Source organism: Luteimonas sp. MC1828 (assembly GCF_016461615.1).
In the GTDB taxonomy this organism is placed as follows: Bacteria; Pseudomonadota; Gammaproteobacteria; order Xanthomonadales; family Xanthomonadaceae; genus Luteimonas.
In genome coordinates, this window is the sequence record NZ_JAEMNY010000001.1 from 1,987,017 (window position 1) to 1,999,045 (window position 12,029).

The 12,029-nt window shown below is 71.6% G+C and carries 13 protein-coding genes; 6 read left to right on the forward strand and 7 right to left on the reverse strand.

All coding sequences use genetic code 11. The features are described from left to right. Positions 1-69 precede the first annotated feature (69 nt). Both JHB91_RS09145 and JHB91_RS09150 read right to left on the reverse strand, forming a co-directional pair. Positions 70-384, reverse strand: coding sequence for a DUF4156 domain-containing protein (locus JHB91_RS09145; protein ID WP_199472486.1), 315 nt, complete (start codon positions 382-384; stop codon positions 70-72). Positions 385-454: 70 nt separating this feature from the next. After that, the gene (locus tag JHB91_RS09150; RefSeq protein WP_199472487.1) at positions 455-3,319 is read right to left on the reverse strand and encodes a pitrilysin family protein; all 2,865 of its coding nucleotides are present in this window, start codon (positions 3,317-3,319) and stop codon (positions 455-457) included. 121 nt (positions 3,320-3,440) lie between these two features. Between JHB91_RS09150 and JHB91_RS09155 the strand changes: the two genes are divergently transcribed. From JHB91_RS09155 to JHB91_RS09165, 3 genes are all read left to right on the forward strand, one after another. Further along, positions 3,441-4,154 (forward strand): SDR family oxidoreductase, encoded by a 714-nt coding sequence (locus tag JHB91_RS09155; protein WP_199374615.1) that lies wholly within the window; start codon positions 3,441-3,443, stop codon positions 4,152-4,154. 58 nt (positions 4,155-4,212) lie between these two features. Then, a complete protein-coding gene (locus JHB91_RS09160) occupies positions 4,213-4,677 on the forward strand; it encodes a tRNA (cytidine(34)-2'-O)-methyltransferase (protein ID WP_199472488.1) in 465 nt (154 codons plus the stop codon). A 187-nt stretch (positions 4,678-4,864) separates the two neighbouring features. Next, positions 4,865-5,431, forward strand: coding sequence for a diffusible signal factor-reguated Ax21 faimly protein (locus JHB91_RS09165; RefSeq protein WP_199374612.1), 567 nt, complete (start codon positions 4,865-4,867; stop codon positions 5,429-5,431). A 407-nt stretch (positions 5,432-5,838) separates the two neighbouring features. Here the strand turns inward: JHB91_RS09165 and JHB91_RS09170 are convergent, their stop codons facing one another. From JHB91_RS09170 to JHB91_RS09190, 5 genes are all read right to left on the reverse strand, one after another. Beyond that, positions 5,839-6,879: an NAD(P)H-dependent glycerol-3-phosphate dehydrogenase gene (locus JHB91_RS09170; protein ID WP_199472489.1), complete on the reverse strand. Its 1,041-nt coding sequence runs from the start codon at positions 6,877-6,879 to the stop codon at positions 5,839-5,841. 6 nt (positions 6,880-6,885) lie between these two features. Continuing rightward, on the reverse strand, positions 6,886-7,410 hold the full coding sequence (gene secB / locus JHB91_RS09175; RefSeq protein WP_199374608.1) for a protein-export chaperone SecB: 525 nt from the start codon (positions 7,408-7,410) through the stop codon (positions 6,886-6,888). A gap of 56 nt (positions 7,411-7,466) precedes the next feature. After that, positions 7,467-7,907 carry a rhodanese-like domain-containing protein gene (locus JHB91_RS09180; RefSeq protein WP_199472490.1) on the reverse strand — a complete coding sequence of 147 codons (441 nt, stop codon included), beginning with the start codon at positions 7,905-7,907 and terminating at the stop codon, positions 7,467-7,469. A gap of 67 nt (positions 7,908-7,974) precedes the next feature. Continuing rightward, the gene (locus JHB91_RS09185; RefSeq protein WP_199472491.1) at positions 7,975-8,409 is read right to left on the reverse strand and encodes a hypothetical protein; all 435 of its coding nucleotides are present in this window, start codon (positions 8,407-8,409) and stop codon (positions 7,975-7,977) included. Positions 8,410-8,443: 34 nt separating this feature from the next. After that, positions 8,444-8,902 (reverse strand): YiiD C-terminal domain-containing protein, encoded by a 459-nt coding sequence (locus tag JHB91_RS09190; protein WP_199374602.1) that lies wholly within the window; start codon positions 8,900-8,902, stop codon positions 8,444-8,446. A 60-nt stretch (positions 8,903-8,962) separates the two neighbouring features. Here JHB91_RS09190 and JHB91_RS09195 point away from each other — a divergent pair, with 60 nt between their 5' ends. The 3 genes from JHB91_RS09195 to JHB91_RS09205 all read left to right on the forward strand — a co-directional run bounded on the left by JHB91_RS09195 (position 8,963) and on the right by JHB91_RS09205 (position 12,008). Continuing rightward, positions 8,963-9,742: a uroporphyrinogen-III synthase gene (locus JHB91_RS09195; protein WP_199472492.1), complete on the forward strand. Its 780-nt coding sequence runs from the start codon at positions 8,963-8,965 to the stop codon at positions 9,740-9,742. A gap of 30 nt (positions 9,743-9,772) precedes the next feature. Continuing rightward, entirely contained in the window at positions 9,773-10,759 is a 987-nt protein-coding gene (locus JHB91_RS09200) for a uroporphyrinogen-III C-methyltransferase (RefSeq protein ID WP_199472493.1), read from the forward strand. Between the two features lie 82 nt (positions 10,760-10,841). Then, complete coding sequence (locus tag JHB91_RS09205) at positions 10,842-12,008, forward strand: heme biosynthesis HemY N-terminal domain-containing protein (RefSeq protein ID WP_199472494.1); 1,167 nt, start codon at positions 10,842-10,844, stop codon at positions 12,006-12,008. Positions 12,009-12,029: the final 21 nt, after the last annotated feature.

The window sequence follows — 12,029 nt, forward strand, 5'->3', positions numbered from 1 at the left end:
CTTAGCGCCCCCCGCGCACTTGCGGGGCCGCGGCGTGACGGCCCTCGCATATGCAAGGGCCGCTATCGTTCAGCCCCCGCAGCGCCAGGCGGCCCAGCGCTGCGCGCCGCGCAGCGGTCCGCCGAGCGGGTGGATGGTGTCGGCGCCGAGGCCCGGCGCCTCGTTGCGGGCCAGCGTTTCAAGCTCTTCGCGCACCCGCAGCTCGTTGCGTTCGATGAACGCGACGCTGTGTTTCACCGCCACTTCAACCTCGCCGCGCTTCTCGCAGCCGTTCGGGGCCGATGCCGCCACGCGCACCGCCGACGCCCCTGGCGCCATGTGCACCCAGGTGCACCCGCCCATGGCGAGGACGAACAGCGGCACGAACACGAACGACTTGCGCATGGATGTGGCTCCGTGGATGGCGGTGCCGGCCATCTTCGCCGATGGCACGGCACCGCGTATCGCTGATGGCTTAACGGTCGGCGACGGCCTTGCCGTCGCCGTCGATCACGGTGACATCGCCGAAGCCGAGCGCGCGCACCGGCGCCTCGATCTTCGACAGGTCGCCCACTACCACCCAGGTCAGGGTGTCGGCGTCGAGGGTCTTCGCCGCTTCGGCGACCTGCGCCGGCGTCATCGCTTCGATCTCGGCCTTGCGACGCACCACGTAGTCATCGGGACGGCCGTACAGCACGATGCCGCCGATGGTCGACGCCACCGACGCCGCGGTTTCGTAGGCACCCGGCAGGCTGAGCGTGTTGATGGCGCGGATGCGTTCGACCTCGGCCGCGGTGGGCGGCGTTTCGCCGCTGGCGAACGCCGCGATCTCGCGGCGCATCTCGGCCATCGCCTCCGCGGTCTTGTCGATCTGCACCGGCGCCGACGCCAGCCACGGCCGCTGGCCGAGCGCACCCGACGCACCGCTGCGCGCGCCATACGACCAGTGCTTGTCTTCGCGCAGGTTCATGTTCAGGCGCGCGGTGAAGTCGCCGCCGATCACGCCGTTGGCGATGTCGAAGCGCACCGCGCCGGCATCGGTCGTCGACGGCACCAGCTGGCCGGCATAGATGTTGGCCTGCACCGCGCCCGGCTGGTCGACCAGGAACACGCGCGCCTTGGCCGGGCGTGCAACCGTGGCCGGCACGGCCTGCGCCGCGGGCGCGGTGCCGGTGCCACGCCAGTCGCCGAAGTGCTTCTCGAGCATCGGCACCACCTGCTTGAGCGTGGTGTCGCCGACGACCACCAGCGTCGCGCCCTCGGGGCGCACCCAGGCCTGGTGGAACGCGACCAGGTCATCGCGGTCGAGTGCGGCGATCGACGCTTCGGTGCCGGAGCCGGTGAATGGCATCGCGTAGGCATGGCCTTCGCCGTACAGCAGCGGCGGCAGCACGCGCATCGCCGCGGTCTGCGGGCGGGCCTTTTCCTGGCCGATGTTGGCGATCCAGGTGGCGCGCACGCGCTCGATCTCGGCCGCGCTGAACTGCGGGCGGCGCAGCATGTCGGCATACAGCGCCAGCGATGCGTCGAGGTTTTCGGTGAGTCCCGAGAACCAGGCGCTGGCGCTGTCGAGCCCGGCGCCAGCACCCATCTGCGCGCCGAGCGACTCGGCACGGTCGGCGAACGCCAGCGCGCCCAGGTCGCCCGCGCCTTCGTCGAGCATGCCCATGGTGAAGCTGGACGTACCCGCGGCGCCGTCGGCGTCGGCGCTGTAGCCACCGGCGAACTGGTAGTCCATCTGCACCACCGGCAGGCCGGCGCGACGCGCGAGGATCACCGTCGTGCCGTTGGACAGGCGCGCACGTTCGAGTGCGGGAAACACCAGGTCCGGGAACGCATCAGGCATCGGCACGCCCTGGCTGCGATCAACGGTCGCGGGCGTGGTGGACAAGGCGGCATCAACCGCCGGCAGCTGCCACGGCGCCGGCGTGCCGGCCGGCTCCTCGGCCAGCGGCGTGCGCTCGCCTTCCAGGATCACCAGGGTGTGGTCACCCTTGCCCAGCCACGTGCGGCCAACCGCCTGCAGCTCGGCGGCCGAGGTCGCATCGATGATCGCCAGCGATTCGCGGAAGCAGCCCGGATCGCCGGTGTACACGGCGCATTCGGCCAGCGCGTCGGCCTTGCCGCCGAAGCCGCCGATGCGCTCGATGCCGCGGATGAAGCCGGCGCGGAACACCGTGCGCGCGCGCCCGAGTTCGTCGGCGGTCGGGCCCTCGGCCAGCAGGCGTTCGAGCTCTTCGTCGATGACCGCCTCGACCTTCGCCGGATCAACGCCCTTCTTGACCTGCGCCATGATGATGAAATTGGAGCCCAGCTGCTTGCCGTACGCGCCGGCGCTGATGCTGTCGACCAGCTTCTCTTCGTGCACCAGGCGCTTGTCCAGGCGCGACGACTTGCTGCCGCCGAGCACCTGGCCGAGCAGCTGCAGGCGGTCGAGGTCGGCGTTGGCCACTTCGGCCACGTTCCACAGGCGGTAGACGCGCGGCTGCGGGACCTTGTCGCGCATCGTCTCGCGCGTGGATTCGGCGCGCTGCGCCACGTCCACCTTGGGCTGCGACATGGAGGGACCGGCGGGGATGTGGCCGAAGTACTTCGCGACCTTGGCCTTCGCGGTGGCCACGTCGATGTCGCCGGCCAGCACCAGCACGGCGTTGTTCGGGCCGTACCAGGCGCGGAACCAGGTCTTGACGTCTTCCAGCGAGGCGGCGTCGAGGTCGTTCATCGAGCCGATCACGCTGTGGTGGTACGGGTGGCCGGCCGGATACAGCGCCTTGTTGAGCTTCTCCCAGGCCTGGCCGTAGGGCTGGTTCTCGCCCTGGCGCTTCTCGTTCTGCACCACGCCACGCTGCTCGTCGAGCGCGGCCTGGTCGACGGCGCCGAGGAAATGCCCCATGCGGTCGGACTCCATCCACAGCGCGGTGTCGAGCGCGGTGGTGGGCACGTTCTGGAAATAGTTGGTGCGGTCGGTGTTGGTCGTGCCGTTCTGGTCGGTCACGCCGATGCGCTTGAACGGCTCGAAGAACTCGCCGCCGTGGTTCTCCGACGACTGGAACATCAGGTGCTCGAACAGGTGCGCGAAGCCGCTGCGCCCCCTCGGCTCGTCCTTGCTGCCGACGTGATACCAGATGTTGACCGCGACGATCGGCGCCTTGCGGTCGGTGTGCACCACCACGCGCAGGCCGTTGGGCAGGGTGAAGGTTTCATACGGGATGTCGACCACCGCGGCCGTGGCCGCCTGCGGCACCTTCGCGTAGCCGGCCGGGGCGAGCGTGCCGAGGGCAGCAGCCATGGCGAAGGCAAGGAAAGTGGCGCGGCGCGGCATGCGCGTGGGCATCTGCATGGTGTGGTGATCCTGTGTACGGTCCGACCGGCGATGGTAGCGCCCCCCGCCATCGCCGCCCCCGGGCCATTGGTCCCGGTCGGCCACGGCACGCCGACGCCGGCTGGTGCATGCTCGCGGCATGGACACTCCTCCCCTGCACGCGCTGATCACCGGCGCCAACCGTGGCCTCGGCTTGGAACTGACCCGCCAGTTGCTGGCACGCGGCGACCGGGTGGTCGCCACCTGCAGGCAGCCCGGCAAGGCGGGCACGCTCAATGCGCTGGCCGGCGCGCACCCCGGTCACCTGCACGTGCTGCCGCTCGACGTGGCGGACGGCAGGTCCCGCGCGCGGCTGGCGCATGAGCTGCCACTGGTGCTCGGCGACGATGGCCGCATCGACCTGCTGATCAACAACGCCGGCGTGCTGCACTCCGGCGAGCGCTTCGGGCACCTCGACCAGGCGCAGCTCGAGGACAGCCTGCGCATCAACGCGCTGGGCCCGCTGCTGGTGACCGAAGCGCTCGCGCCGCTGCTGGCCGACGGCGCACGCGTCGCCAACCTGTCGTCGCAGCTCGGTTCGATCGCCGGGACCGCGCGTTTCGGCACGCCGGGCTACGCGATCGGCAAGGCCGCGCAGAACATGGCGACGCGGCTGCTGGCGCAGGCGCTGGCGGAGCGCGGCATCGTGGTCGCCGCGTTCCATCCCGGCTGGGTGCAGACCGACATGGGCGGCGCACAGGCGACCGAGCCGGTGGACGCGGCGGCGAGTGGCCTGCTCGATGTCATCGCAGGACTTTCGCCGGCGGCCAGCGGCAGCTTCCTCGACTGGCGCGGCGAAACGATGGCCTGGTAGCCATGCGCCCGGCGGCGGCGGCTATCCTGCGGCGCCACACGCCGCGTGCCCAGTCGCGATGATCGACATCATCCTGTTCCAGCCGGAAATCCCGCCCAACACGGGCAACGTGATCCGCCTGTGCGCGAACACCGGCGCGCGCCTGCACCTGGTGCGGCCGCTGGGCTTCGACCTCGACGACCGCCAACTCAGGCGCGCGGGCCTCGACTACCACGAGTACGCGCGGCTCGCGGTTCACGACACGCTCGATGCGGCGCTGGCCGAGATCCAGCCGACGCGCCTGTTCGCGCTCAGCAGCCACGGCCAGGCCCGCTACGACCAGCCGCGCTACGCCAGTGGCGACGCGTTCCTGTTCGGCCGCGAGAGCAGCGGCCTGCCGGATGCGGTGATGGCCAGGATCCCCGCGCACCAGCGGCTGCGCCTTCCCATGCGTCCGGACAACCGCAGCCTCAACCTGTCCAACGCGGTGGCGGTGGTGGCGTACGAAGCCTGGCGGCAAATGGGGTTCGACGGCGCGGGGTGATCCCCGACCCGGGCAGTGCACGAAAGTTCCTGCACTGTCCAGTTCACTATTCAGCTGGTGTTACCGCGTGATGACGAGAATACGTGCTCCGGCCATGGGCGGTTCCGATTTCCCCGATCGGTTCTCTCCCTCCCCTGCTGCCCATGGCCGGACCTAATAACAACAAGCACGCACGAGGTTTTCCCCGATGAAGCGCTCCCTGATCGCCATGACCCTGGCGGCGTCGCTGCCGTTCGCCGCTACCGCTGCCGAAGGCGTCTCCTACAACTACCTCGAGGCCGGCTACCAGGCCACCAATGGCGACGTCGATGCCGACGGCGTCGGTGTCAACGGCTCGTTCTCGTTCCACCCCAATTTCCACGTCTTCGGCGGCTACAGCAGCCAGGAGATCGACAACACCAGCATCGACATCGACCAGCTGAAGGTCGGCCTGGGCTACAACCTCGAGATCTCGCCGCGCGCCGACCTGCTGGCCCGCGTCGCGTACCAGAAGCTCGACGCCGGCCGCGTGCTCGGCACCGACCTGGAGTTCGACGGCTGGAGCACCGAAGTCGGCGTGCGCGGCTTGCTGGCCACGAACTTTGACGGCTACGCGCTGGCCGGCTACGAAGACTACGACGGCGGCATCGACGGCGATTTCTACGGCCGCCTGGGCGCCAACCTGAAGCTCAACACCAACTGGGGCATTAACGGCGACGTCAAGTTCGCCGACGGCGACACCGAATGGTTCGTCGGCCCGCGCTTCACCTGGTAACACCGTTCCATGGGAAATCGCACAGGGACTCTCTCCCCTCTGTGCGACATAGACCCCGGCCGCAAGGTCGGGGTTTTTTTTGCGTTCTGGGTGCCGGGTACCAATGCCCTCGGGGGCTCATGTCCCCCGGCGATGGCCTGGCGGCCATCGCCTCCTCCTTGACTTCGCCCCCAAGGGCATTGGCACCCGGTACGCCGCACCACGCGGTGGTTCGAGGAGCAAGGCCACAGCCCGCGATCTCGCGCACGGTCGCGGGAATGGCAGCCAGCGCAGAGCCGCGAAGTGGCCGTGAGGCCTTCGCGGGGAAGTCAAGGAGGAGGCATCCGCCGCCAGGCGGATGCCGGGGGACATGAGCCGCGAAGGCCTCACGGCCACCACAGCGCTCAGGCGCTCAGGCGCTCAGGCGCTCAGGCGAAGAGCTTCGCCGGGTACTCGGCTTTCTGCTCGCGTGCCAGCAGACGCGCCAGGCCTTCGGCCGGGGTGATGTCGCCGTGCAGCACGTCGCGCACGTTGCTGGCGATCGGCAGCTCGACGCCGTGGGCATCCGCCTGGCGCATGACCTCGTCGGCCGTCTGCACCGACTCCACCACTTGGCCGATCTCGCGCACCGCATCTTCCAGGGTCTGGCCGCGGCCCAGCGCCAGGCCCAGGCGGCGGTTGCGCGACAGGTCGCCGGTACAGGTCAGCACCAGGTCGCCGAGGCCGGCCAGGCCCATGAGGGTTTCCGGCTTGCCGCCGATGGCGATGTTGAGGCGCAGCATCTCGTTGAGGCCGCGGGTGATCAGCCCGGCGCGGGCGTTGAGGCCCAGGTTCATGCCGTCCGCCACGCCGGTGGCCACCGCCAGCACGTTCTTCATCGCGCCGCCCAGCTCGGCGCCACGCATGTCGTCGCCGGTGTAGGCGCGGAACGCCGGGCCGTGCAGCACGTCGGCGACCGCCTGTGCGAAGGCGGGATCGTCGCCATGCACGGTGAGCGCGGTCGGAAGCCCCGACGCGACCTCCATGGCGAACGACGGACCGGTCACCACCGCCAGCGGTACGCCGGGGCCGATGACTTCAGCGGCGACCTCATGCAGGAAGCGCCCGGAACCGGGTTCGAAGCCCTTGGTGGCCCAGGCCACGCCGGCATGCGCGGGGCGCAGCGGCGCGAGCGCGCGCAGGGTCCCGGCAAAGGCATGCGAAGGCACCACGACCAGCACCAGGTCGGCCGTGGCCAGGGCCGCGGCCAGATCGGTGGTGGCGCGCAGCGACTCCGGCAGGGCGATGCCCTGCAGGTAGCGCGGGTTCTGGTGGTCGGCATCGATCGCGCCGACCACCGTGGCATCACGCCCCCAGAGGACCGTGGGATGGTCGTGACGCGCGATCAGCGCCGCCAGCGCCGTGCCCCAGGAGCCGGCGCCCAGCACCGCGACCGCCGGCTTGGCCGCCGGCGTGACCGAGGGCTCCATCACCACTCAGGCAGTGCCGCCGGTCTCGGTGTTGGCCAGGTCGCCTGCGGCCTGCTGCGCGGCACGCTGGCGCACGCCTTCGGCATACAGGGACTCGAAATTGATCGGCTGCAGCAGGAACGGGGTGAAGCCGCCCGCCTGGATCAGGTCGCCGATGACCTGGCGCGCATACGGGTAAAGGATCGCCGGGCAGTGCGTGCCGAGCATGACGTCGAGCGCCTGGTCGTCGAAGTCCACCAGGTTGAACATGCCGGCCTGCTGCACCTCGACCACGTAGAGGGTCTTGTCCTCGCCCATGTTGCAGGTCAGGTTGATGCCCAGCACGACCTCGAAGGCGGAGTCGGCAAGACGGGTGACGCGCTGGTTGAGGTTCATCTGCAGCTGCGGCTGGCCCTGTTCGCCAAACGCCTGCGGGGTCTTGGGCGCCTCGAAGGACACGTCCTTGACGTAGATCTTCTCGACGGTGAACTGCGGGCCGGCGGGCTGTTCGGCAATTGCGCCGGCGGCGCCGTTCTGGGCTTGGTCGGACATCTGGGGAAACTCCAGCGGATTCGGGAAAGTGGGGATTATCGCACGCGACCGGCGCGCTACTTGCCGCGGCCCTTGGCCAGCGGCAGGTCGGCCTGTTGCCAGGCGGCGATGCCGCCGTCCAGCACATAGACCCGTTCGAAACCGGCTTTGCGCAGTCGCTTGGCAGCCTGCGCCGCGGTCACGCCGGTCTTGCAGACGGTCACCACCGGCAGCACCTTGGCGCCGGCGAGCAGCTTGTTCTCGGGATCGAACTGGCTCATCTGCACGTTCTTCGAGCCCGGGATGTGTCCCTTCTCGAAGTCGCCGGCCGGCTGCAGATCGACGACCAGCGCGTTCTCGCGGTTCATGAGCGCGGTCAGCTCCGCCGGACGCAGGCCCTTGAAGCCGCGGAACAGGCGCGCGAACTCGGTGTAGAGGATCGCCAGGGTGATGCCGGCGAGCGCCAGCGCGAGCATGGGGTTGCGGCCGGCGAAGGCCGACAGTTCTTCAAGGTTCAAGGCGGGGGCCAGCATGGCAGCGGGCCGCGATTGTCGCCCAGCGCCGGCGGCGGCGCAAAGCGCCCCGTTACTCGCCGCGCCAGAAGTCCGGCAGGCCACTGGTCAACACCCAGGCGCGGCTGTCGGCGTCGTAGCGCCAGGCTTCCTGGTAGCGCAGGCTGCGCTCGGCCATTGTGTGGCGGTTGATCACGCCGATGTCGATCTCGCGCACGGCCGTGTCCTCGCCGGCCTGGGCGCTGAGATCGCGGTAGTGCGAGACCTGGATCTGCCTGTAGCGCTCGAGCTGCACCTCGGTCATCGGATGCTTCTCGCGGTACTCCGGTTCCACCATGTTCCAGGCGCCCTCGAAATCCCCCCAGCGGATCGCCGCCGAGTACGCGTACTGCACGCGCTGCAGGGCGTCACCCCTGCCGCGGGCGCTCGCGCAGGCCGTGACGACCAGCAGGACGCACAACAGCAGGACAGCCCTGGCGGACGCGGAGACGTGGGGCGGTGAGCGCATGGCGACGGATCCGGAAGTCGGCGTGGCCGGCATGCTAACCCCTGGCGATCGCGGCGTAACTGGCGCGCATGGTGGTGGCCTCGCCGCCCGCCGGCAGCGGCACGGTGGCGGCGATGGCGACGCGGGCGCGGCCGCGCGCACGCAATGTCGCGTCGAAGTCGCTCCAGTGCGCACCTTCTTCAAGCCGCGCGCTGGCCTCGAGGTCGGCATACAGCGGCGCCAGGTAGCGCACCGTGCTGTCGGCGACGAACACATCGGCCTTGATGCCCAGCTGCGCGCAGCGCAGCGTCACCAGGCCCCAGCCGGCGAGCGTCATCAGCGACACCAGGCTGCCGCCGAACGCGCAGCCCTTGTCGTTGACGTTGCGCGCCAGTGGCGCGCGCAGCCGCAGCTGGCCGCCATCGTGGCCGGCGATGGTGACGGCCATCGCCGCGACCGGCGGCATCGACCGGTAATGCGCGTCAAGCGCAAGCAGTTCATCTTCCAGGCTCATGCGTGGTCCTCTGCCGGGTGGCGCCTTGCAGGGGGCATCGACAGGCACCAAGCTGCTGCGATGCCCACGAACGCCACGCCCGGACGCCTGTCCGGATGCTACGTCATCTCGCTGCGCCCGGTGGGCGGCCACGACGCGATCCGGCGCGCCGCCGCGCGCCATGGCGCACGCACGCTGGCGCTGTCGCCGTGGCGCCTCGAAACGCATGGCGACCGCGCCACCCGTGCCGCGCTGCGCGCCGCGTTGGCGGCACCGCGGGTGCTGTTCACCAGCCCGGCGGCGGTCACCGCAGCGGCGCGGCTGCGGGCGCTGCGCATCGGGAAAGCGCAGACGTTCGTGGCGGTCGGCGCCGGCACCGCGCTTGCCCTGCGCCGCGCCGGCGTGGCCACGGTGGATGCGCCGCAACGGATGGACAGCGAAGGCCTGCTCGCGCTGCCATCGCTGGCCTCCGTACGCGGGCTCGACATCGGCCTGGTCACCGCGCCCGGCGGCCGCGGCGTGATCGCCGCCACGCTCGCCGGCCGCGGCGCACGGGTGCTGCGCGCCAACGTCTACGCGCGCGTGGCGATCGCGCCGCCGCCGCGCGCGGTCGCGGCGCTGCGCGCGCTCGACGCGCCCGCCTGGCTGCTCGCCAGCAGCGGCGAGGCGCTCGAGCACATCGTCGCCCGGCTTCCGGACGACGCCCTTGCGGTGCTGCGCCGCGCACACGTGGTCGCGGCCAGCGAACGCCTCGCCACGCTGGCCCGCGGCCTTGGCCTGCGCGTGGCGGCGGTGGCGTCAAGCGCGCGCCCGGCGGCCATGCTCGATGCCGCCTGCGCCGGAGCCGCGGCGAAGCCCTAACATGTGCGCCCCCACCCCGCGCCTGCAGCCGTGAACTCCCCCGAACTTCCCGCGCGACCGCACCGCACCTCCGCCCTCGCCTGGCTGCTCCTGCTGCTCGTACTCCCGGTCGCGGCGTGGCTGGGCTGGCAGGCCTGGCAGGCGCAGTCCGCCGAGCGCCTCGCCGCTGCCGCCGCAGAGCTGCAGCGACTCACCGCGCTCGAAGAGCGCATGGCCGCCGTGCGCCGCAACCAGCAGGCGCAGGGCAAGCGCCTGCAGCAGGCCGAGACCACCAACCGCGTGCTGCGCGACGAACTGCTCGGCGTCAGCCAGCGCGCCGCCCTGCTCGAGGAAAGCGTGCAGCGCCTGGCCGGGCCGGTCGAAGGCGGTGCGCAGGCACTGCGACTGGACGACATCGAACTGCTGCTCGCGCAGGGCCAGCAGCGCCTGCTGCTGGCCGCCGACCTCGACGGCGCCCGCCGCGCCTACGCGCTGGCGGCGCGCCTGCTCGACGCCGTCACTGACCCCGGCTTCCTCGACATCCGCCAGGTGCTGGTGCAGGAGCGCACGGCGCTGGACGCCCTGGGCGACGACCCGCGCGTGGTGGCGCTGGCGCGCCTGGATGTCTTTGCCGCGCAGCTGGACGCGCTGCCCGTGCAAGCTCTGCCGCGCGACCCGGCTGGCGCTGGCGACACCTGGTGGGAGCGGCTTGCCCGTCGCGTGGTGGACGTCCGGCGCAGCGATGCGCGGCAGGCCGTCGCGCCGGCCGAACGCGCTGCCGGGATCGCCACGCTGCGGCTCGAGCTGGCGCTGGCGCGCACCGCCGCCGAGCGCCGCGATGCCGGCGGCTGGCGCGCGGCGCTGGCCCGCGCCGAAGCCTGGCTGCCGCGCCTGTGGCCGGACTCGCCCGCGCTGCAGGCACGCATGGGCGACCTGCGGGCGCTGGGCGCGCTGCCGCTCGCGGTGGCGCTGCCCACGCTGGGCAGCACGCTGCAGCAGTTGCGCCTGCGTCGCGGCGCGCCCAGGGCGGCCCGCTGAACGACGGCGACACCGCGCCCGCATTCATACACGGCCGCGACACCGCACCGTCTACTGTGATCCGGAATTCAGGAGCCCCGCCATGAACCTGTTCCGAAACCTTCTGCTCTGGATCCTGCTGGCGATCGTCGGCGCGCTCGCCTGGCACCTGCTCGCCCAGGACCCCGGTTACGTGCTGGTCCGCTACCGCGGCTGGGACTACACCACCAACCTGCTCTGGGTCGGCGTCGCCGCGGTCGTGGCGCTGTTCGTGCTGTGGCTGCTGTGGGCGCTGATCGCGTTGCCACTGCGCGCCTGGCGCCAGCGCCGCGACCAGCAGTCGCGCGCACGGCTGGGCACCGGGCTGGAGGCGCTGTACCACGGCCATTACGCCCGCGCCGAAAAGCTCCTGCCGCAAGCCGGCGACGACAGCGATGCCGCGGTCGCCCTGCTCGCCTCGTCGCGGGCCGCGCTCGCCCGCGGCGACCACGACGCGGCGCGCCGCCACCTCGACGCCATCGATGTGCGCCACGCCCTGACCCGCGCCATCGGCCACGCCGAGCTGTCGCTCGCCGAGGAGCGTCCCACCGACGCCCTGGTCGCGCTGGATGCACCCGCCGCGCAGCCGCTGTCGCCGCGCGGCCTGGCGCTGCGCGCCGAAGCGCTCGCGGTTTCCGGCCAGGCCGCCGAGGCCTATGCGTTGCTCGGCGCGCTGCGCCAGCAGCAGGCACTGCCCGACGCGGTGCTCGCCGAACGCGAGCTGCGCTGGGCCGCTGCCGCCATACAGCAGGAACCCGACGCCAACGTGCTCGCCGACCGCTGGGAATCGCTGCCCAAGCCGCTGCGTGCCGAGCCCACGATCGTCGCCGCGTACGCCGAACGCGCCGCCGCGCTGGGATGGGACGAGGCGGCGACGTCGAGCATCGAACAGGCGCTGGCCACGCGCTGGGACGAGCGCCTGGCCGCGCGCTACGGCAGCCTGCCGCTGGCACGCCATGCCGAGCGCCGGGCCACGGCCGAACGCTGGCTGCAGCAGCATCCGGGCAGCCCGGCGCTGCTGCTGACGCTGGCGCGCCTGGCGCGGCTCCAGGACCAGCCGCAGCCGGCCATGGACTACCTGCAGCGCGCGCTGGCACAGGGTGCCGGCGGCGAAGGTTGGGAAGAGCTGGGCCACAACTACGCGCAGCTCGGCGATGACGCCCGCGCGCGCGCCGCGTATGGCAACGCCCTGCGCGCGATGCGCGGCGAACCGGTGGTCGTGATCGAGTGACGCGTGGCAGCCGGTGCGCGA

What these genes read in the sequence shown, in the direction of transcription:
- JHB91_RS09170 (WP_199472489.1), bottom strand. Translation starts at nt 6,879, where the DNA reads ATGGAGCCCTCGGTCACGCCGGCGGCCAAGCCGGCGGTCGCGGTGCTG.
- JHB91_RS09145 (WP_199472486.1), bottom strand. Translation starts at nt 384, where the DNA reads ATGCGCAAGTCGTTCGTGTTCGTGCCGCTGTTCGTCCTCGCCATGGGC.
- JHB91_RS09185 (WP_199472491.1), bottom strand. Translation starts at nt 8,409, where the DNA reads ATGCGCTCACCGCCCCACGTCTCCGCGTCCGCCAGGGCTGTCCTGCTG.
- JHB91_RS09165 (WP_199374612.1), top strand. Translation starts at nt 4,865, where the DNA reads ATGAAGCGCTCCCTGATCGCCATGACCCTGGCGGCGTCGCTGCCGTTC.
- JHB91_RS09155 (WP_199374615.1), top strand. Translation starts at nt 3,441, where the DNA reads ATGGACACTCCTCCCCTGCACGCGCTGATCACCGGCGCCAACCGTGGC.
- JHB91_RS09195 (WP_199472492.1), top strand. Translation starts at nt 8,963, where the DNA reads ATGCCCACGAACGCCACGCCCGGACGCCTGTCCGGATGCTACGTCATC.
- JHB91_RS09190 (WP_199374602.1), bottom strand. Translation starts at nt 8,902, where the DNA reads ATGAGCCTGGAAGATGAACTGCTTGCGCTTGACGCGCATTACCGGTCG.
- secB (WP_199374608.1), bottom strand. Translation starts at nt 7,410, where the DNA reads ATGTCCGACCAAGCCCAGAACGGCGCCGCCGGCGCAATTGCCGAACAG.
- JHB91_RS09160 (WP_199472488.1), top strand. Translation starts at nt 4,213, where the DNA reads ATGATCGACATCATCCTGTTCCAGCCGGAAATCCCGCCCAACACGGGC.
- JHB91_RS09205 (WP_199472494.1), top strand. Translation starts at nt 10,842, where the DNA reads ATGAACCTGTTCCGAAACCTTCTGCTCTGGATCCTGCTGGCGATCGTC.
- JHB91_RS09150 (WP_199472487.1), bottom strand. Translation starts at nt 3,319, where the DNA reads ATGCAGATGCCCACGCGCATGCCGCGCCGCGCCACTTTCCTTGCCTTC.